The organism is Paucibacter sp. DJ2R-2, assembly GCF_025717675.1.
Classification (GTDB): Bacteria; Pseudomonadota; Gammaproteobacteria; order Burkholderiales; family Burkholderiaceae_C; genus Paucibacter_A.
On sequence record NZ_JAJIRT010000001.1, the window covers coordinates 476,293 to 495,420 of the forward strand.

Annotated in this window: 15 protein-coding genes; 6 read left to right on the forward strand and 9 right to left on the reverse strand. The window is 67.9% G+C overall.

The window, feature by feature from the left end; genetic code table 11:
* Window positions 1–2,289 (reverse strand): cyanophycin metabolism-associated ABC transporter, encoded by a 2,289-nt coding sequence (locus LNV28_RS02140; RefSeq protein WP_505190961.1) that lies wholly within the window; start codon window positions 2,287–2,289, stop codon window positions 1–3.
* Between the two features lie 238 nt (window positions 2,290–2,527).
* Here LNV28_RS02140 and LNV28_RS02145 point away from each other — a divergent pair, with 238 nt between their 5' ends.
* From LNV28_RS02145 to LNV28_RS02160, 4 genes are all read left to right on the forward strand, one after another.
* Complete coding sequence (locus tag LNV28_RS02145; RefSeq protein WP_263516723.1) at window positions 2,528–4,723, forward strand: cyanophycin synthetase; 2,196 nt, start codon at window positions 2,528–2,530, stop codon at window positions 4,721–4,723.
* Window positions 4,724–4,784: 61 nt separating this feature from the next.
* On the forward strand, window positions 4,785–7,364 hold the full coding sequence (cphA, locus tag LNV28_RS02150) for a cyanophycin synthetase (protein WP_263516722.1): 2,580 nt from the start codon (window positions 4,785–4,787) through the stop codon (window positions 7,362–7,364).
* 137 nt (window positions 7,365–7,501) lie between these two features.
* On the forward strand, window positions 7,502–9,064 hold the full coding sequence (locus LNV28_RS02155) for a cryptochrome/photolyase family protein (RefSeq protein ID WP_318013818.1): 1,563 nt from the start codon (window positions 7,502–7,504) through the stop codon (window positions 9,062–9,064).
* A 117-nt stretch (window positions 9,065–9,181) separates the two neighbouring features.
* Window positions 9,182–9,565, forward strand: coding sequence for a response regulator transcription factor (locus LNV28_RS02160; protein ID WP_263516721.1), 384 nt, complete (start codon window positions 9,182–9,184; stop codon window positions 9,563–9,565).
* Between the two features lie 19 nt (window positions 9,566–9,584).
* On the opposite strand, the gene LNV28_RS02165 is transcribed toward LNV28_RS02160, so the two are convergent.
* Window positions 9,585–11,117, reverse strand: a complete 1,533-nt coding sequence (locus LNV28_RS02165; protein WP_263516720.1) for a hypothetical protein — start codon at window positions 11,115–11,117, stop codon at window positions 9,585–9,587.
* A 282-nt stretch (window positions 11,118–11,399) separates the two neighbouring features.
* On the opposite strand from LNV28_RS02165, the gene LNV28_RS02170 reads away from it, so the two are divergent.
* Window positions 11,400–11,771 (forward strand): hypothetical protein, encoded by a 372-nt coding sequence (locus tag LNV28_RS02170; protein WP_263516719.1) that lies wholly within the window; start codon window positions 11,400–11,402, stop codon window positions 11,769–11,771.
* 18 nt (window positions 11,772–11,789) lie between these two features.
* On the opposite strand, the gene LNV28_RS02175 is transcribed toward LNV28_RS02170, so the two are convergent.
* The 4 genes from LNV28_RS02175 to sorT all read right to left on the reverse strand — a co-directional run bounded on the left by LNV28_RS02175 (window position 11,790) and on the right by sorT (window position 14,890).
* A complete protein-coding gene (locus tag LNV28_RS02175) occupies window positions 11,790–12,341 on the reverse strand; it encodes a histidine phosphatase family protein (RefSeq protein WP_263516718.1) in 552 nt (183 codons plus the stop codon).
* A gap of 45 nt (window positions 12,342–12,386) precedes the next feature.
* Window positions 12,387–13,157 (reverse strand): PRC-barrel domain-containing protein, encoded by a 771-nt coding sequence (locus LNV28_RS02180; protein ID WP_263516717.1) that lies wholly within the window; start codon window positions 13,155–13,157, stop codon window positions 12,387–12,389.
* A 139-nt stretch (window positions 13,158–13,296) separates the two neighbouring features.
* Complete coding sequence (gene sorU, locus LNV28_RS02185; RefSeq protein WP_263517151.1) at window positions 13,297–13,617, reverse strand: SorU family sulfite dehydrogenase c-type cytochrome subunit; 321 nt, start codon at window positions 13,615–13,617, stop codon at window positions 13,297–13,299.
* Between the two features lie 19 nt (window positions 13,618–13,636).
* Complete coding sequence (gene sorT / locus LNV28_RS02190; RefSeq protein ID WP_263516716.1) at window positions 13,637–14,890, reverse strand: SorT family sulfite dehydrogenase catalytic subunit; 1,254 nt, start codon at window positions 14,888–14,890, stop codon at window positions 13,637–13,639.
* Between the two features lie 278 nt (window positions 14,891–15,168).
* On the opposite strand from sorT, the gene LNV28_RS02195 reads away from it, so the two are divergent.
* A complete protein-coding gene (locus LNV28_RS02195) occupies window positions 15,169–16,347 on the forward strand; it encodes a rhodanese-like domain-containing protein (RefSeq protein WP_263516715.1) in 1,179 nt (392 codons plus the stop codon).
* A 20-nt stretch (window positions 16,348–16,367) separates the two neighbouring features.
* On the opposite strand, the gene LNV28_RS02200 is transcribed toward LNV28_RS02195, so the two are convergent.
* The 3 genes from LNV28_RS02200 to LNV28_RS02210 form a co-directional block, all read right to left on the reverse strand.
* On the reverse strand, window positions 16,368–17,009 hold the full coding sequence (locus tag LNV28_RS02200) for a substrate-binding periplasmic protein (RefSeq protein WP_411969888.1): 642 nt from the start codon (window positions 17,007–17,009) through the stop codon (window positions 16,368–16,370).
* Window positions 17,010–17,277: 268 nt separating this feature from the next.
* The gene (locus LNV28_RS02205; protein ID WP_263517150.1) at window positions 17,278–17,919 is read right to left on the reverse strand and encodes a substrate-binding periplasmic protein; all 642 of its coding nucleotides are present in this window, start codon (window positions 17,917–17,919) and stop codon (window positions 17,278–17,280) included.
* 289 nt (window positions 17,920–18,208) lie between these two features.
* Window positions 18,209–19,126, reverse strand: a complete 918-nt coding sequence (locus tag LNV28_RS02210; protein WP_263516713.1) for an EamA family transporter — start codon at window positions 19,124–19,126, stop codon at window positions 18,209–18,211.
* Window positions 19,127–19,128: the final 2 nt, after the last annotated feature.

Consider the following 19,128-nt stretch of genomic DNA (forward strand, 5'->3'; position numbering starts at 1 on the left):
TCAGGCTCCTGCGGTATGGGCGGACAGATTGGGTGGGATCACCGACATCTCGTCGCCCCCCTCCACGCGGCGCGCCTGCGCCTCGTACAGCCGCCAGTAGGCGCCCTTCTTCTCCATCAACTCGTCGTGAGGGCCGACCTCGACCACCTGGCCGCGATCCATCACCACCAGGCGGTCGGCCTTGCGCAGCGTCGACAGACGGTGGGCGATGGCAATCGTGGTGCGGCCTTGCACCAGGTTGTCCAGGGCCTTCTGGATTTCCTTCTCGGTCTCGGTGTCCACCGAGGAGGTGGCTTCGTCCAGGATCAGGATGCGCGGGTCGATCAGCAGGGCGCGGGCGATCGAGATGCGCTGACGTTCGCCGCCACTCAAGCCCTGACCCCGCTCGCCAACCAGGGAGTCATAGCCTTGAGGCAAACGCAAGATGAACTCATGGGCATGGGCTGCACGGGCGGCAGCGACGATCTCTTCGCGGCTCGCGTCGGGCTTGCCATAGGCGATGTTCTCGGCAATGGTGCCGAAGAACAGGAAGGGCTCTTGCAGCACCAGGCCGATGTGGCGGCGGAAATCGGACACGGCAATGCGGCGCAGGTCGACGCCGTCGACGCGGATGCCGCCCTCGGTCACGTCGTAGAAGCGGCAGATCAGGTTGACCAGGGTGCTCTTGCCCGAGCCTGAGTGGCCGACCAGGCCGATCATCTCGCCCGGCTTGATCTCCAGACTCAGACCACGGATGACGGCACGGTTGCCGTAGCGGAAGCCGATGTCCTGGATCTGGATGGCACCGGTCACGCGCTGCAGGGGCACCGGGTTGACCGGGTCCGGCACATTCGATTGGTGGTCGAGGATGTCGAAGATGCGCTTGGCGCCAGCGGCAGCCTTCTGAGTCACCGAGACGATGCGGCTCATGGAATCCATGCGGCCGTAGAAGCGGCCGATGTAGGCCAGGAAGGAGGTCAGCACACCGACGGTGATGCTGCCACCGGCCACCAGATAGATGCCGAAGGCCCAGACCACCAACAAGCCCATTTCGGTCAGCAGGGACACCGTGGGGCCGAACAGGCTCCAGGTCTTGTTGAGCCGGTCATTGACCTTGAGGTTGTTCTGGTTGGCGTCCTTGAAGCGGGCGGCTTCGCGCTTTTCCTGGGCAAAGGCCTTGACGACGCGGATGCCGGGAATGGTGTCGGCCAGCACGCTGGTGACCTCGCCCCAGACACGGTCGATCTTCTCGAAACCGGTGCGCAGGCGGTCACGCACCAGGTGGATCATCCAGGCGATGAAGGGCAAGGGCAGCAAGGTCGCCACGGCCAGCCAAGGGCTGATGGACACCATCATCACCGTGATCATCACCAGCATCAGCACATCGGTGATGAAGTCCAGCGCGTGCAGGGACAGGAAGACGCTGATGCGGTCGGTTTCCGAGCCGATGCGGCTCATCAGGTCGCCGGTGCGCTTGTTACCGAAGTATTCCAGCGACAGGTTCAGCAGATGCTCGAAGGTGGCGGTGCGCAGGTCGGCAGCGATGCGCTCGGAAGCCAGAGCCAGGATGTAAGTCTTGGCCCAGCCCAGAAGCCAGGACACCAGGCCGGCGCCGAACAGGCCGCTCAGATAGAAAGCCACCAGCCAGGGGTCAATCTTGTGGCCTTGCTGGAAGGGGATCAGCACCTCGTCCATCAAGGGGCGGTAGAGGTAGGGCCCAACCAGGGTGGCGGCGGTGGAGCCCAGCATCAGCAAAAAGCCGGCCAGCAGCTGGCCCTGGTAGGGCTTGGCGAAGCGGCTCAGGCGCAAGAGCACCCAGGTGCTGGGCGGCGTGTGCAGCTCGCGGGCGCAGGTGGGGCATTCCTCGCTTTCGGGCGGCAAGGGCGCCTGGCAGCTGGGACAGAACTCCAGCTCTTCGACCTCGGTCTTGGGCGGTTCGTCGCGTTTCTCAAACGCCTCTTGCCAGCGCTGCGCCTGCAGATTGATCTGCAGTGTGAAGCGCCACTGGGCCAGCCGGCCGCTGGCGTCCACCAGATCGAGGCTGCCGACGCCGGCATGGTCGTGGATTTGCACGGCCAGCTCGGGGCGCAGCTGCCACTCCGACCAGCGCTGTTCCGCAGGGTCAAAGGCCAGCAAACGCTCCGAAGTCAGGACCAGGAGGCCGCGTGCGAAGTGCATGCGGGCATCCAGGTCAACCTCCAGCTGGGCTTTGACGTTCTCTCCAGGTCGCAGCCGCGCAAGCATGGCCGCCCACTCCGGGTGCTGCAGCGCGGGCTGAGAAGAGGATTCGGGGTGAGCGTGATCGTGCATTGTTGTTGGAGCCCGGGGCTGTGCCCGGGGAAAGATACGGAAGAAGCCCCGGGCCAAAGCTGGATTCTCGCTCACACAGGCCGCCAGGCTGTGGCCCGGCCCGGGCGTTGCAGCCAGGAAACGCGCCACCGACCCTTGCCGCTGACAGCCCTGCGCTGAGCGCACAATTGCGGCCTGCCGCACACTGCAGCACTGCTGCCCCGACCCAAGCACTCGGCCCTGACCCGGCCCGCCATCCATGAGCAAGACCCGCAAAGACGACATCCAGCTGCTGCGCATCAACTACCTGCGCGGCCCGAATATGTGGACCTACCGCCCGGTGCTGGAAGTCTGGCTCGATCTCGGCGAGCTGGAAGCCTTCCCCAGCAATTTGCTGGAAGGCTTCACCCCGCGTCTGACGGCCGCCCTGCCGGCCCTGGTCGAACACCACTGCGGCGTGGGCGAGCGTGGCGGCTTTCTGCAGCGCCTGGAAGAAGGCACCTGGTGCGGCCACATCCTGGAGCACATCGTCATCGAGCTGCTCAATCTGGCCGGCATGCCCACCGGCTTCGGCCAGACCCGCTCGACCAGCCAGGCCGGCGTCTACCGCATGGTGTTCCGCGCCCGGGACGAAAAAGTCGCCCGCAGCGCCCTGGCTGAGGGCCACGCGCTCTTGATGGCCACGATCAACGACGAGCCCTTTGACGTCAACGCCGCCGTGGCCCGGGTGCGTGACGAGCTCGATGACTCCTACCTCGGCCCCTCGACCGCCGCCATCGTCGCCGCCGCCACCGACCGCCGCATCCCGCACATCCGCCTGAATGAAGGCAATCTGGTGCAGCTGGGCCATGGCGCCCGCCAGCGCCGCATCTGGACGGCCGAGACCGACATGACCAGCGCGATCGCCGAAGGCATCGCCAGTGACAAGGACCTGACCAAGAACCTGCTCAAGGCCGTGGGCGTGCCCGTGCCCGAAGGCCAGGCCGTCAAGACCCCGGCCGAGGCCTGGGAAGTGGCCCAGGACCTGGGCCTGCCCGTGGTTGTGAAGCCCAGCGACGGCAACCATGGCCGCGGCGTGACCCTGGACCTGCAGACCCAAGCCGATGTGGAAGCCGCCTTCAAGGTGGCCGACGAAGAAGGCTCCGAGGTGCTGGTCGAGCGCTACATCCGCGGCAACGAGCACCGCATCCTGGTGGTCGGCGGCCGGGTGGTGGCCGCCGCGCGCGGCGAAGCCGCCTGGATCAGCGGCGACGGCCAGCAGACCGTGCGCCAGCTGGTCGACAGCCAGATCAACACCGACCCGCGCCGCGGCCTGACCGAAGACTTCCCGCTCAACCGCATCACCCTGGGCGAAGACCCGGTGGTGATCCTGGACCTGCAGCGGCAAGGCCTGACCCCCGAGGCCGTGCCGGCCGCCGGCCGGCAGGTGCTGATCCAGCGCAATGGCAATGTCGCCATCGACTGCACGGCCGAGGTCCACCCCGACGTCGCCCATGCCGTGGCCCTGGCCGCTCGCGTGGTCGGCCTGGACATCGCCGGCGTCGACCTGGTCAGCGAAGACATCTCCAAGCCCATGGCCGAGACCGGCGGCGCCATCGTCGAGGTCAATGCCGGCCCGGGCCTGCTGATGCACCTGAAGCCGGCCGCGGGCAGCCCGCAGCCGGTCGGTCAGGCCATCATCGACCACCTGTTCGCCGAGGACGAGACCGGCCGCATCCCCGTGATCGGCGTGGCCGGCTCGCGCGGCAGCCACACCATCAGCCGTCTGGTCGCCTGGCTCTTGCACTTGAATGGCCGCCATGTCGGCCTGGCCTGTCGTGACGGCTTGTTCCTGGGCACGCGCCGCGTCGAGCGCAAGAACAGCGCCCGCTGGGACGCCGCCCACCGCCTGCTGATGAACCGCGGCGTCGATGCCGTGGTGATCGAGAACAGCGCCGCCAGCGTGCTGCGCGACGGCCTGGCCTATGACCGCTGCCAGGTCGGTGTGGTCACCGATATGGGCGGCATCGAAGGCCTGGCCGAGTTCGATGTGCACAGCGAAGACCAGCTCTACAAGGTCTTGCGCACGCAGATCGATGTGGTCCTGTCCGAAGGTGCGGCCGTGCTCAACGCCGATGTGGCGCGCCTGCTGGACATGGTCGAGCTGAGCGACGGCGACGTCGTGCTCTACGGCCTGGACGGCAGCGCCGAAGCCCTGAGCAACCACCGCGAGCAGGGCGGCCGTGCCGTCTTCCTGCAAGGCGGTGCGGCAGTGCTGGCTCAGGGGCACTCGGAGACCGTGGGCGCCAATGTCGACGCCCTGCTGCGCCGCTTTGCCGCCAGCCCGGCCGGCGCTGGCGCCGAGGTCGACGCCGCCACCGTGCTGGCTGCTGTGGCCACGGCCTGGGCCGTGGGCATTCCGCCCGAGCTGATCTCGGCCGGACTGGATACCTTCGTACTTGAACTGCAGGCCTGAGCGAGCACCGCACGCTCGGCTCGACGCACCCCACACTCTCCAAAGCCCTGGAACCAGCACCATGGAAGTTTCCCGTACACGCGCATTGCGCGGCCCCAATATGTGGAGCCGCCACACGGCCATCGAAGCGGTCGTGCATTGCACACCGGCCGAGCAGTCGATCGCCGACATGCCTGAATTCGAGGCCCGGCTGCGCGCCCTCTTCCCCAGCATTGGCGCCCTGCGCCCCGCCAGCGCCCAACGCACGCCCATCAGCCTGGCCCATGTGCTGGAGCAGGCCACCCTGGCCCTGCAAGCCCAAGCCGGCTGCCCGGTGACCTTCAGCCACACCCACATCACCTCCGAGCCCGGCAGCTACCAGGTGGTCATCGAGTACAGCGAAGAAGACGTCGGCCGCATGGCCTTCGAGGCTGCGTGCAAGCTGGTGGAAGCGGCGCGTGATGGCGGCAGCTTCGATGCCGATGCCGTGCTCAAGGCCTTGCAGGATCTGGACGAAGACGTGCGCCTGGGCCCCTCGACCGGTTCCATCGTCAACGCGGCCGTGGCGCGCGGTGTGCCCTACCGCCGCCTGACCCAGGGCAGCCTGGTGCAGTTCGGCTGGGGCGCCAAGCAGCGCCGCATCTGGGCCGCTGAAGTGGACGCGACCAGCGCCGTCAGCGAATCGATCGCCCAGGACAAAGACCTCTGCAAGCGCCTGCTGCTCTCGGCCGGGGTGCCGGTGCCGACCGGCCGCCCGGTCAGCTCCATCGATGACGCCTGGGATGCCGCGCTGGAAATCGGCCTGCCCGTCGTCGTCAAGCCGCAGGACGGCAACCAGGGCAAGGGCGTGACCGTCAATGTGGTCACACGCGAGCACATGGAAATCGCCTACAAGGCCGCTGATGAAATCGGCCAGGTCATGGTCGAGAAATTCCTGCCCGGCAGCGATTACCGCCTGCTGGTGGTCGGCGACAAACTGGTCGCCGCCGCCCGCCGCGACCCACCGCATGTCATCGGCGACGGTCAGCTGACCGTCAAGCAACTGGTCGACAAGGTCAATGCCGACCCCAAGCGCGGCGATGGCCACGCCACCTCGCTGACCAAGATCCGCTTCGACGACATCGCCGTGGCGCGTCTGACCCAGCAAGACCTGACCCCGGATTCGGTGCCGGAAAAAGGCCAGCGCGTGATCCTGCGCAACAACGCCAATCTGTCCACCGGCGGCACCGCCACCGACGTGACCGATGACGTGCATCCGGACGTGGCAGCGCGCGCCATCGCCGCCGCTCAAGTCGTGGGCCTTCATGTCTGCGGCGTCGACGTGGTGGCCGAAAGCGTGCTGCGCCCGCTGGAAGAGATCAATGGCGGCATCGTCGAAGTGAACGCCGCGCCAGGCTTGCGCATGCACCTCTCGCCGTCCTACGGCAAGGGCCGCAATGTCGGCGAGGCCATCATTGCCCATCTCTACGGCCATGGACACAAGAGCGAGGACGGACGCATCCCCGTGGTCGCCGTGACCGGCACCAATGGCAAGACCACCACCTCGCGCCTGATCACCCATCTGTTCGCCACCTGCGGCCTCAAGGTCGGCATGACCAACACCGACGGTGTCTACGTCGATGGCCGCCAGATCGACAGCGGCGATTGCTCGGGCCCCAAGAGCGCCCGCAATGTGCTGATGCACCCCGATGTGGAAGCAGCCGTGTTCGAAACTGCGCGGGGCGGCATCTTGCGCGAAGGCCTGGGCTTTGACCGCTGCCAGGTGGCCGTCGTCACCAACCTCGGCGCCGGCGACCACCTGGGCATGAACTTCCTCAACACCGTGGAAGAGCTGGCCCTGGTCAAACGCGTGATCGTGCAGAACGTGGCGCCCAACGGTTATGCCGTGCTGAATGCGGCCGACCCCATCGTCGCGAACATGGCCGGCACCTGCCCGGGCCAGATCATCTTCTTCGCTGCCGACCGCCACCATCCGCTGATGGCCACCCACCGCGCCCAGGGCAAGCGCTGCGTCTATGTGGACGGCGACCAGCTGGTGGCCGCCCAAGGCAGCTGGCGCGAGCACATCCCGCTGCGCGACATCCCCATCACGCGCAGCGGCGCGATCGGATTCCAGGTCGAGAACGCCATGGCCTCGGTGGCCGCCGCCTGGGGCGTGGGCCTGGACTGGGACACCATCCGCCGCGGCGTCGCCAGCTTCGCCAATGACGCCGACAACGCGCCCGGCCGCTTCAACGTCATGGATTACCGCGGCGCCACCGTGATTGCCGATTACGGCCACAACGCCGACGCCATGCGCGCCCTGGTGGCCGCCGTCGAGGCCTTGCCGGCCAAGCAGCGCTCGGTGGTGATCAGCGGCGCCGGCGACCGCCGCGACGAAGACATCCGCGAGCAGACCGTCATCCTGGGCGGCGCTTTCGACGACGTCTTCCTGTTCCAAGACGCCTGCCAGCGCGGCCGCGAGGACGGCGAGGTCCTGGCCCTGCTGCGCCAGGGCCTGGAAGGCGCCAGCCGCACCCGCCACATCGAAGAGATCCGCGGCGAATTCATCGCCATCGATGCAGCGCTGGCGCGCCTGCAGCCGGGTGACCTCTGCCTGGTGCTGGTCGACCAGGTGGAAGAAGCCCTGGCCCATTTGGCTCAGCGCATCCAGGCCGGCTGATCGGCATTTCGGTCCAGCCCCGAAGCCGGCGCCACACGCGCCGGCTTTTTTCTGCGCTCAGCAGCTGCACAACGCGTATGCTGCGCGCATGCGCACTTTGACTCCCTGCACATGACGGCTTACCCCAGCGGACTGGCATGAAGCCAAACTTGCGCCAACTGGTCCTGGTGCTGGGCGACCAGCTCAACAGCGATGCCTCGGCTTTCGATGGCTTTGACTCAGATCAAGACGCCGTCTGGATGGCCGAGGTGCGCGAGGAGTCGACCCATGTCTGGTCCACCAAGCCGCGCACGGTGATGTTTCTGGCGGCCATGCGCCACTTCGCCCTGGCCTTGCGCCGCCTGGGCCGGCCGCTGCACTATCGCTGGCTGGATGACCCCGACAACCAGGGCAGCCTGGCCGGCGAACTGCGCGCCGCCATCGCCCGGCTGCAGCCGCAGCGCCTGATCCTGACCGCCCCCGGCGACTGGCGGGTGCTGCAAGCCCTGCGCGCCGTGGCGGCCGAGGCCGGCCTGCCGCTGGAGCTGCGTGATGACCGGCATTTCTTCAGCACCGTGCGCGAGTTCGCCGCCCACGCGCAAGGCCGCAGCAGCCTGCGCCTGGAATACTTCTACCGCGAGCTGCGGCAAAAACACAGCGTGCTGATGGAAGACGATGGCCGCCGCCCGCTGGGCGGGCAGTGGAACTTCGATGCCGAGAACCGCGAGGCCTTCGGTGCCGCCGGCCCCGGCTTTCTGCCGGGCCGCAGCCAGTTCGCCCCCGATGCCCTGACCCGTGAGGTCATCGCCCTGATCCAGCGCCAGCTGCCCGATCACCCGGGTCGGCTGGACAGCTTTGCCTGGCCGGTCACGCGCGAACAGGCCTTGCAAGCACTGGACGAATTCCTCAGCGAACGCCTGCCCCTGTTCGGCCGCTACCAGGATGCGATGTGGCCCGATGAGCCCTGGCTCTATCACTCCCATCTGGCCGCGGCCCTCAATCTGAAGCTGTTGAACCCGCGCGAGGTGGTGGCCGCGGCCGAGGCCGAATACCGCGCCGGGCGCGCGCCCCTGGCCTGCGTGGAAGGCTTCATCCGGCAGATCCTGGGCTGGCGCGAATATGTGCGCGGCATCTATTGGACGCAGATGCCTGGCTATCTGGAGCAGAACAGCCTGCAAGCGGAGCAAGACCTGCCGTCCTGGTACTGGAACGGTGAGACCGAAATGGTCTGCCTCAGCGCGGCCCTGCGCCAGACCCTGGACCATGGCTATGCGCACCACATCCAGCGCCTGATGGTGACGGGGCTGTTCTCCCTGCTCTACGGCGTGGCCCCCAAACAGATCCATGCCTGGTATCTGGCCGTGTATGTCGACGCCGTGGAATGGGTGGAACTGCCCAACACCCTGGGCATGAGCCAGTTCATCGATGGCGGCCTGCTGGCCAGCAAACCCTATATCGCCAGCGGCAAGTACATCCAGCGCATGAGCAGCGGCAGCTACTGCAAGCGCTGTCGCTACGACCCGGGCGAGCGCACGGGGGTCAGGGCTTGCCCCTTCAGCACCTTGTACTGGGATTTCCTGATTCGCCACGAAACCCTGTTGGCCGGCAATCCACGCATGGTGATGCAAGTGCGCAATGCCAAGCAGCTGGACGAGGCCGAACGGGCCGCCATCCAGCGGCAGGCGCAGGACTTGCGCCTGAACCAAGCGGCGCCTTTGTAGGTCAGAAGAAACAGCAACAGCCCGACCACGGGGAGCCCAGGCAAGCGCTCATTGCCGGAGGGCCTTGAGATGGAGTACTGTCGGGCAACGCCGTAAGCGGCTCGCTGGAATCACGCAATGAAAAAGATTCTGATCGTTGATGACAACCCCGACATCCGAGCCCTGCTGCACGCCACGCTGGACCTGGCGCAGAGCTTCGAGATCCATGAGGCCATCGACGGCGTGACGGCGGTTGAGATCGCCCGCAGCCTGAAGCCCGATCTGGTTCTGATGGACATCATGATGCCGGGCGAATTCGACGGACTGGAAGCCTGCCGGCGCATCAAACAACAGGCCGGCGACGGCGCGGTGGCGCCCAAGGTGCTGCTGGTCAGCGCCAAGCCGCGTGACCAGGTGCGTCAGCAACTGGAAGACGTGGGCGCCGATTTGTTCATGGCCAAGCCCTTTGGCCCGATTCAGCTGGTCGAATGCATCCAGACCTTGTTTGCGCAAAAGACCTGAGCCTCTGCACGAACGCGCCTCACCACTTGCAGCCGTTCTTGCGCGCGGCGTCCAGGGCCAGAGGGATCGCCGCCAGCAAGCCCAGCTGCTCGCCATAGGCCTTGCGGCAGTCCTTTTTGCCGGCCGCCTCCATGCTTTCTTCCAGCTTGGATTTGCGCTCGGGCGGCGGCGGCACCAGATTCAGCAGACCCGAGCTGCCGCGCGATGGCAGCGCCCCGCCCCGCATATCACGGGGCAGATTGAGGTTGAGGCGCGGCGCATCCGGCGGCGTGGACGCTGGCGTGGCCACATCATGACCCAGCTGCGCCCCCGCATCGGGCGCCCCCTGACCGGGGCGGCTTGAGGATGAAGGTACGGCCGTGGGCTGGCTGTTGGGGCTGGCATTGCTGCCATTCGATGGGGCGGGCGGGGCCTTGACCGGATTGTTCTGGCTGGCGCTCGGCTTGGCCTGGGTCTGCGCCCCGGCGTCCGGGCTTCGGGCCGGCGCGCTGTCGGCGGCTTGAGGGCTGCTCTGTACCGCGGGGGCCGCCGCCGCTGGCGCCTCAGTCTTGGTTTCGCTGATCGCCGTGCTGGGCACGCTGCCGATGCTGGGGCTGCTCAGCGGTGCCACCGGCAGTTGCGGCAGCGCGGCGGCCGCCTCCACTGGCGCGCGTTGCTGCGGCAAGGGCGACAAAGCCTCGGATTTGGGCAGCGGCGTCAGCGCCGGCCGGCTGGGCACGGCCAACTGGCGCTCGCGGATCGGCGCTGTCACCGGCTCGAAAGCCGGCAAGGGCTGGACCGCCTGAGCCTGGGCCGGCAGGGCTTTGGGGGCGCTCAGGTCCTGCGCCGTGGCGCGATTCAGGCTGCTGGCGACCGGCAGGCTGCGTGTCTGCACCGGTGGGACATAGGCCACGGGCGCTTGAGCGGGCAGGCTGGCGATCGCTGCGGCTGCCGCGCTGTTCAGCGGGATGGCCTCGGCACGCGCCCGGCTCACAGGCGCTGCGGCGTCCTGCAATCGGGCCAAAGCGCGGGGCGTCATCGGCTCGGGCAAGGGAATGGGCTCAGGCGTGGGCAGAGCCATCGGCTCCGGCAGCGGCTCTGACTGAGGCACGGGGGTGGTCTTGGGGGTCGCGGTACTGGCCTCCGTCGGGCGGGCCTGATCTTGCCCGCTTTGCTCCACCGGCTGCGCGGCCGGCGTGGGGTTCCAATCACCCAGACGCGCTGCGCCCGGGCCGGCCTCGCGCGGCTGTTCGGGCCGCACAGTGCCGCCATGCCGGGCCTGGCGGGCCTGGCCCACCGGGCCGGTCTGCTGCGGGCCAGTGGCGCCGGGCTCGCCGGAACCGGTTTCGAGACGCGGCCCGCGCAGGGTGACGTTGATGCGCCCCCACACCCCTTCACCCTCGCGGGCCGTGCCGCCCTGGGTGTTGCCGAAGACCAGCACCAACAGCACGTGCAGCAACAAGGCCAGGGTCAGGCATTGCTGCATGCGCGTGGGCGGCAACTGCCGCAGCGGCCAGGCGGAGCCGGGCGTTCGGACGGGTGCGGCAGAGGCAAGTGCGGGGAGTCGGAACATGAAAGGCAGCAGCGCGGGGCAGGCTGAAATGTAGCAAGCCCCAGGGGCCGCTCACCTGGGGCCTGCCCGCACTGCGCGCAGTGCGCATTCGCTTGGCGCCCCTCCCGCGCCGTGAAGTCTGTCACGCGCCCGGGAAAACCAGCCCCGCAGCCACGGGCTGGTCAAGCGGACTCGGGCGGACTAAGCTGGCGGCACCACATGAGACTGCCGATGCGCATGTCGAGCGCCAAGCAGTTTCAGCCCGCCGCGTTTCGGGCGCAGCCCCATTTTCCAAGGAACATCATGAAATCCACCCTCATCGCCCTGAGCCTGATCGCCCTGTCCTCACTGGCCCAAGCCGCGAGCGGCAGCACGGAAGAAAGCGGCGAAGGCAAGGCCTTGCGCGGCGAATGCGCCCAGAAGTACAGCGCCGGCTACGCCCAGCAGGACGCGGCCCGCACGGCCGACAGCAACGAGTACGTCTTCGTTTATCACAAGGGTCAGTACAAGGGCGAGCATGTGGCCGGCCAGAGCCTGGACTGCACCGAGCGCCAGTACGCGGCCTACCTGAACACGGTCGACCCGACCCGTGTGATGGCCGCCTACCCCACCGCCGCTGGCCGCCCCAGCATCAAGGGCCCGCGCCTGCCGCGCACGCCCTCGGTCGGCAAGTAAGCCAGCAGACTCTTCCAATCAAAGACAGGCCGCCTCTGCGGCCGGGCTGGGCTCGCCATAGCGCAGCCGTGCCAGGCTGGCCGGCACGCCAGGCTGCGCCGGGAGCCGCAGCACAAAGAGGTGCTGGTAGCTGCTTTCGCACAGATCCGGCAGACGTTGCCCGCCCAGGGCCGCGATGATGGCCGGCACGGTATTGCTGTGGCCGACGATCAGCAGCGCGCCACCGTCCTGGTGCAGCACGGCCTCACGAATCTCGCGCAGATGGGCCTCGGCCTCGCCGCGCCGGGCAGCCAGAACCCGCGGTGGCAGTTGCAGCTGCTGCGCCAGCGGCGCCGCCGTTTCCTGGCTGCGCCGGAATTGGGTGGTGATGATCTGCTTCAGGCCCGCATCGGCCAAGGCCTGGGCCAATGCCTGGGCACGCGCTGCGCCGGCGCTCGTCAAGCCGGGGTCGCCGGCCGGTTCGGCCGCCCGCTCGGCATGGCGCACCAGGAAGACCAGATCCGCCGCGGCTCGGGCCGGCAGGGGCAGCAAGGCCAGGCCAGCAGCGGCCCACAGGATGGCGAATTTCATGGGCAAAGCTCTCGCGGGCATCGAACAGCCCGCAGTATCGCCGCCTCAGAGCCAGTAGCCGCGCCGGTCATAGGCGTCGTGCAGGCGCTGCTCGTCGCTGCGCAGCAGCTCTGACGCCGGCTCGTAGGCCGGACTCTGCTTGACCTGGGCGCGCGTCAGCGAGGTCAGCACCTCGCGGTCGGCCCAGTCGATGCTGTCGATCCAGCGCGTCGAGAGCAGCACCTTCTTGCCACCGGGCCACCAGTTGCGCGTGTCCACCACCAGATAGCGTATGGCCCAGGACTCGGCGTCGAAGATGAAATCCTGGACATGGCCGATGCTGTCGTCGCTGGCCTGGATGTCGTAACCCGTCACTTCCGCGCTGCTGCGCAGATGCTGGTCTTCAGTGGGCGTGTGGCGGGCACGCAGCGCGGCGTCTTGCTCGCTCTCCACGCCCTGGGGCAAGGCCGGCGGCCAGAGCGGCAAGGCCTCCATGCCCCACAGCGCCGAACCGCCCCAATAGGCCGGCAAGGCGTAATAGCCGATGTAGTCGCGCTCATGCTGGCGCGACACCGGCAGGTGGGTGTCCACGGGCGGGCTCAGTTCCACCTGGCGCCGGCTCAGGCAGACATCGAGCAGCTTGCCGCTGCCCAGGGGCTGCACCACGGCATGGGGTGAGATCAGCACCTCGCGGCCGGACAACCAGCTGCCGGTGTTGACCACCAGGTAGCGGATGGTCCAGGCCTCGTCATCGAAATAGGCTTGTTTGACCTCGCCGATGGCACCGTCGCGGGCCATCACCGTGGCGCCGAGCAGCTGTTTGAGACTGTTGAACATGGCCGAGGCCCTCCGCTGAAGCTTGAAGTCACACCGCCTGCCGCGCAATCGGCTGGGGTGCGTGTCACTTCAGTCTAGGCAGGCCGGGCTTCTGCAACCGTGCGCTGGCGAACAGCGCGGCCGCTGCTTGCTTTGCGGCCTACTTTGCCGGCTGGGCCGGGGCGGCGCCGGTGGAGCGGGCGACGAAGACGGCCAAGGCATCGATATCAGCGGCACTGAGCTTGTCGGCAAAGCTGGGCATGGCGCCCAAGCCGGCCCGCAAGACCTTGCGCACCCGATCGGCATCGGGCTTGAGCTCGTCCAGCACCGGCCCGACCTGCCCTTCCGAACCGGCCGCCGCCAAGGTGTGGCAGACGGCGCAGGCCGGCTGGGTCTGCGTGAACAGCAGCTTGCCTCGGGCCAGCTGCTGGGCCTCATCGGCGGCCAGCGTCAGCGGCGCGGCGGCCAATCCGGCCACCATCAACAACCAGCGGCGCAACTCAGGCCACCGTGATCGTGACCGCATGGTCGCGCCAGCTGTTGTTGTTGTAGCCGCTGAGGTTCTCCTCGCGCTGCTCGGGCTGGACCAGGCCCTGGTCATCGGTGGCACGGCTGGCCAGGGTGTAGTTGCCGGAGGGCAGGCGCACCGAGAGCACGAACTGGCGCCAGGCAAAGCGACCCAGATCGGGGCCGACCAGGCGAGCGGGGTACCAGTTCTTACCACCGTCCAGCGACACCTCGACACCCTTGATCGCCTGCGTGCCGCCAAAGGCGACGCCGTGGATTTGCACCAGGCCTTCCTTGAGCGGGCCAGCCTCGGGCAGCGGGCCGTTGATCCAGGACTTGACGCCCATCTCCAGCACCGAGGCCTGGTCAGGCGCGGCCTTGGCGCCGACCGGCGTCATGCGGTAGCCGTGCGACATGATGCGAGCCTTGGATTCGACCGTCGTGAAGGCCAGGCGCTTGATGTACTTGATGTTGTTGACGCCCTGGTAGCCGGGCACGATGAGGCGCAAGGGGCCGCCATGGGCCAGGCTCAGCGGCTCGCCGTTCATTTCCCAGGCCAGCAGCGCGTCACCCAGGGCCTTGATGGGCACCGAGCGCTCGACCATGACCGTCAAGGGGTCCACGCCCTCAGGCAACTTCTCACCGCCCGTGCCGGTGATGTGCAGCATGCCGTCTTCCAGGCCGCCCAGGGCCTGCACGACATTGCGCAGCGGCACGCCGCTCCACAGCACGCAGCCGGCGGCGCCGACGGTCCACGGGGTGCCGCTGGGCTTGCTGGGGAAAAAGCCGCGGCCATTGCCCGAGCATTGCAGCACCGTCGCCACCGTCTCCAGACCCAGGGTCTTGAGCTCGGCCAGGCGCAGGCTGCGCGGCTGCTTGACGCCCTCGACGGACAGGGTCCAGGCGTCGCGGTCGGCCAGGATGGCGGCGTCGGGCGCTGGCAGGTTGTTGCGGACATAGAGCTGCGAGCCCGGCGTCAACACGCTGGTGCCGAAGGCGGCACGGCGGGTTTCCAGGGTGCTGCTGCTGTGCACGATCAGGTCGGCCGGATTCTTCCAGGCAGCGTAGGCGGGCAAGGCCTTGGGGGCTGCAGCGGGAGCAGCAGGCGCTGCATTGGCGGCCGGTGCCGCAGCGGTCTGGGCCGAGGCCGAACCGGCCCAGCTGCCCAGGCCCACAGCGCCGAGGGCGGAGGCCGTGCCAGTCAGCCACTGGCGTCGTGCGATGGGGTTAGGCTTGGCTTGTTTCATCGTTCGGTTCTCCCGAGTTTTGTGGGGGTGCAGGCACTCGCTGCAGGGCTGAGGCGCATTCTGCATGCGCCGGCCGGGCCAGCCACTCAGGACATTGCCTAGGGCCCGGCAGGCGCATTCTGCCGCCTTCTCTATGACGACATGATTTCCGGGCACACTTGCGCCTGCGGGCAACGTACCCGCGGCCAGGTTGTTGCCTTCGGGAGGGGCGATGACCGCCCTTCTGCCCACCCCGAGGCATAGATCCCGGGCCGGCGGCACCTGAAAGAGATTGCCCGATGCTGACCTTGACCCAACTTCCGAAACTCCTCCGCCACAGCCTCTGGCTGATCGCCTGCGCCAGCGCCACAGCCCAGGCCGGCCTGAGCGCGGTGGTGGCCGTGGAACCCACGGCCAAAAAGGCCTCCTACAACATCTACTTCAGCGCCCTGGACTCAGCCCTGAGCCGGGCCGCAGCCCAGCCGGTGGCGGCCAGCGCCAGCGAAGACCTGGCCGACGTCATGCGCGCCACCCGCAGCTCGGGTTTCGACATCTTCATCGGCCCGGCCCAGGTCGCCGCCTCGGCCTTGCACCGCGGCTACGAGCTGGTCGGCGCGAGCCAGGCGTCCGAACCCTATCTGCTGGTCGTGCGCAAAGACTTTGCCGACATCCCCGCACTCAAGACCCGGCGCATCTACCTGCCGCAGCAGGATTCCATTTACACCTATATGGCCCGCGGCCTGCTCAACCAGGGCGGGCTGTCCATGCAGGACATGAAGGTCCAGCACGAACGCTTTCCGCAAGCCGGCCTGACCGCCCTGCTGCTCGGTGCGGCCGATGCCACGGTGGTGACCGCCGGCGACTGGGCGGAATGGTCGGCGCTGAACCCCACCGTCGGACGCGTGCTGGCCAAGACCGACCCAGTGCCGGCCGGTCTGTCGGTGGTGATCAAGAAAGACCTGCCGGCCGATGTGCGCGCGCGCCTGAGCGCCTGGTTTGCGGCGCCGCCGGCCGGCGTCGGCTTGCCGCCGACCAAGTTCAAGCCCGAAGCCGGCGAGTACAAGCGTGTCTCCGAGCTTGGCCTGTTCACGCCCACGGCCCTGCCCGGCGTGACCCGCGTCAGCGCACGCGATGCGCAAAAGCTGCAGGCCCAGGGGGCCTTGCTGATCGACACGCGCACCGAGAAGGAGTTCGCGACGCGCCACATCCCTGGCGCCGTCTGGGCCCCCTATGTGGAGAAGAGCCTCAAGGACATCGCCTTCAACGCCGCGCAGGACGATTTCAGCGCCCTGGGCAAGATCGACAAACTGGACACCAACCGCGCCGTCATCTTTGCCTGCAATGGCGCGGAGTGCTGGAAGTCCTACAAGGCCGCGCGCGTGGCCCAGCAAAAGGGCTTCAAGAAGGTGCATTGGCTGCGCGGTGGTCTGCCCGAGTGGGAAGCTGAAGGCCTGCCGGTGCAGAACGCGGCGCCCTGACTACGGGCCAGCGCAGCACTTCAATCGAGACCGTAGCGGCGCCGAATCTCGCGTAACACGCCGCGCGCCTCCAAGCGCCCCAAGGCCTGGTCGAGCAGCTGCGCCTCCGCCTCGTTGACGCTTTTTCCGCTCAGCATGAAGGCCACCGGGGCGCGCACCATGCCAAAGGGCATGAGCTGCAGCACCATGTCCTGCTGCCGGGCCAAGTCCAGCAGCGAAGCCACATCCCCCAGGATCAGAAGCGCACGCTGACGCTGCAGCATGGCCACGCCCTTGCCATGGGTCTCGAACGGTTCCAGCAGCCCGGCCTCACGCAGCGGCGCGCGCCAGGGCTCGAAATCCGGCCCCAGCCGCCCGGCATTGAGCACCAGCAAAGGCGTGCGCGTGCGCAGCACATCCTCGAAGCTGCTCAGGCGCGCCGCCGGTGCGGGCAGCTCGCGGCCTTGCAGGCTGCGCAGGGCCAGCACGCCCAAGACCTCGTCGCGGTAGGTCCGGGTGTAGCGCACGCCAGGCGCGGGCGGGTGCCTGGGGGTGGCGGCCAGGATCAAGTCGATCTCACCCTCCTGCAGCTGCAGAATGCGCCGCCGCCGCGGCAAAGGGTCCACCCATTGCAGGCGGCAACCGGTCTCATTCATCAGCGCTTGCAGGATTTCAAAATCCATGCCGCTGTGCGTCCCGCCCTCCTGATAAACGAGGTAGGGCGGCCAGCTTGCGCGAGTGATGCGCAAGGCGTGACGGCAGCCCGCGCCCCACGCTGCGCTCATGCTGAACAAGAGCAGCAGAAGGAGGAGCGCGACATGAATCCGCGCCGATCGAGGGCGAGCGAGGCAGTTCATGATCGGAGAGCGTGGCGGCAAGAGCACATGGCGTGGCACGAGCGATGCACTGACCATAGCGCAAAGCCGACCTGCCGGGGCCGGGCGCAGACCCCTACTTGAGATAACGCTGATGCAGGCGGGCGACGCTGCCATCAGCCACCAGCTGCTGGTAGGCCCAGAGCCAGCGCTCGACCTCGGCCTCGGCCATGCGCAGGGAGACGCCCATGTACAGATCGGCTTCGCCCAGGCTTGCCAGGGTCAGGAACTCGCTGCGCAAATAGCCATTCAGTTCGATGGCCGCATTGAGCATGGGCGCGCCAGCATAGATGGCCGTCAGCATGCCGCCGCGCAACATGCGCAGGAGGTCGCGGTAGTCTTTGGCTTCGATGATGTGGCTGAAGCGCTCGGCCTGTAGGTTGCGAATGATGGGCGAGCCGCGCAGCACACCGATGCGAGCGGTACGCAATGCAGCCAGGCCCCGCACGCGCTCGTCGGCGCGGCCGACAAAGCTGTAGCTGACATGCATGAGCAAGATCAGCCAGCGGAACTTGTGCTCGCGGTCGGGTGTGCGCGCCAGGGGAAAGACGCCGCCGGCCTCGCCAAGCTCCACCATGCGTACGGCCCGCGCCCACGGAAAGAAGACCACGGAATCACGGCGGCCCAGACGCTCCGCCATCAGCCGGGCCAGGTCATAGGCATAGCCCTCGGGGCCTTGCTGGCCCTGCCAGGCAAACGGCGGCAGGTCACCGGCCACCCAGCTCAAAGCCGGAGCTTCTATCGCAGTTGGAGCGCCGGCAGCGGACGCCTCGTTCGGACTCTGCCCAGCCTGCGCCGGGGGCGACGGAAGCAAGGGCAGCGCTGCGAGCGCACAGACCTGGCGACGAGAGCAGACCGTGTCCATCGATGGCCGCGAACGCTCCATGAGGCGCTCGCCCTGTCTTTTTCACCCTAGCAGCCTGTGCCAGCTGCTTTGGCGGGAGGTTCCCTGTTCGGGCGACTTTAGCACCGGTCCGCGCGCACAGCGCCCTGAAAACACGGAAGGCTCAGCCCAAAGCCAACCCCGCCACGCCCAGCGCGATGGCCGCAGCCCCCAGCAAGCGCAACCATCGGTCACCTTCGCCCAGCAGGCTGCCGCCGGCCAGGGCGGCAAACAGCATGGACACTTCGCGGGCCGGCGCCACATGGCTGAGCGGCGCCAGCTGCATGGCGTAGAGCACCATGATGTAGCTGCTCGGCCCGAGCACGGCGATGGCCAGAGCAGGCTTCCACTGCGCACGCCAGACGGCCTTGAAACGCGCCGGGTCGCGCAAGGCAAACGGGCCCATGACCGGGATGCGCAGCACATTGCCCACGTAATCAACCAGGATGGGCGAGATCAGCAGCACCTTGACCGCATAGCCATCGATCACCGTGTAAGTGGCGATGAAGACGCCGGTCAGCGCACCCCAGAACAGACCTCGATGCAGACGCTGGCGCACAAAGGCGCGCGACTCGCTCAAGTCCCCGGACTCGCCCCGCCCCAGCAGCTGGCGCAGCAAGCCCGGCCCGCCTGCGATCAGGAACACACCCGCGACCACGGCCAGGGCGCCGGCCGCGCCCAACCAGCTCAGACTCTCTCCAAGCACGAAGACCGCGGCCACCGAACTCAACAAAGGCCCACTGCCGCGCGCCAGCGGGTAGACCACGGTCAGCTCAGACACCGCATAGCCATGCAGCAGACAGCGGAAGTACAGCACATGGACGGCCGCACTGACGGCCAGCACCGTCCACTCCACCCAACCCCAGGCGGCCACGCCCTGCACGCCCGTCCAGGCCACCACCGGCGCCCAAACCAGGCCGACCAGGATGGAGCTCATCAACACGAACTCATTGCCACTGCCGCCGCTGCGCTTGGCAATCAGGTTCCAGCTGGCGTGGCAAAGGGCGGCGGCAAGAACCAGGGCGAGGGCAAGAGGGCTCATTC

Excerpts from the sequence above, each read along its gene's own strand:
- LNV28_RS02160 (WP_263516721.1), top strand. The coding sequence starts at position 9,182 with ATGAAAAAGATTCTGATCGTTGATGACAACCCCGACATCCGAGCCCTG.
- LNV28_RS02155 (WP_318013818.1), top strand. The coding sequence starts at position 7,502 with ATGAAGCCAAACTTGCGCCAACTGGTCCTGGTGCTGGGCGACCAGCTC.
- sorT (WP_263516716.1), bottom strand. The coding sequence starts at position 14,890 with ATGAAACAAGCCAAGCCTAACCCCATCGCACGACGCCAGTGGCTGACT.
- LNV28_RS02170 (WP_263516719.1), top strand. The coding sequence starts at position 11,400 with ATGAAATCCACCCTCATCGCCCTGAGCCTGATCGCCCTGTCCTCACTG.
- sorU (WP_263517151.1), bottom strand. The coding sequence starts at position 13,617 with ATGGTGGCCGGATTGGCCGCCGCGCCGCTGACGCTGGCCGCCGATGAG.
- LNV28_RS02175 (WP_263516718.1), bottom strand. The coding sequence starts at position 12,341 with ATGAAATTCGCCATCCTGTGGGCCGCTGCTGGCCTGGCCTTGCTGCCC.
- LNV28_RS02140 (WP_505190961.1), bottom strand. The coding sequence starts at position 2,289 with ATGCACGATCACGCTCACCCCGAATCCTCTTCTCAGCCCGCGCTGCAG.
- LNV28_RS02180 (WP_263516717.1), bottom strand. The coding sequence starts at position 13,157 with ATGTTCAACAGTCTCAAACAGCTGCTCGGCGCCACGGTGATGGCCCGC.
- LNV28_RS02145 (WP_263516723.1), top strand. The coding sequence starts at position 2,528 with ATGAGCAAGACCCGCAAAGACGACATCCAGCTGCTGCGCATCAACTAC.
- LNV28_RS02200 (WP_411969888.1), bottom strand. The coding sequence starts at position 17,009 with ATGGATTTTGAAATCCTGCAAGCGCTGATGAATGAGACCGGTTGCCGC.
- cphA (WP_263516722.1), top strand. The coding sequence starts at position 4,785 with ATGGAAGTTTCCCGTACACGCGCATTGCGCGGCCCCAATATGTGGAGC.
- LNV28_RS02165 (WP_263516720.1), bottom strand. The coding sequence starts at position 11,117 with ATGTTCCGACTCCCCGCACTTGCCTCTGCCGCACCCGTCCGAACGCCC.
- LNV28_RS02195 (WP_263516715.1), top strand. The coding sequence starts at position 15,169 with ATGCTGACCTTGACCCAACTTCCGAAACTCCTCCGCCACAGCCTCTGG.
- LNV28_RS02210 (WP_263516713.1), bottom strand. The coding sequence starts at position 19,126 with ATGAGCCCTCTTGCCCTCGCCCTGGTTCTTGCCGCCGCCCTTTGCCAC.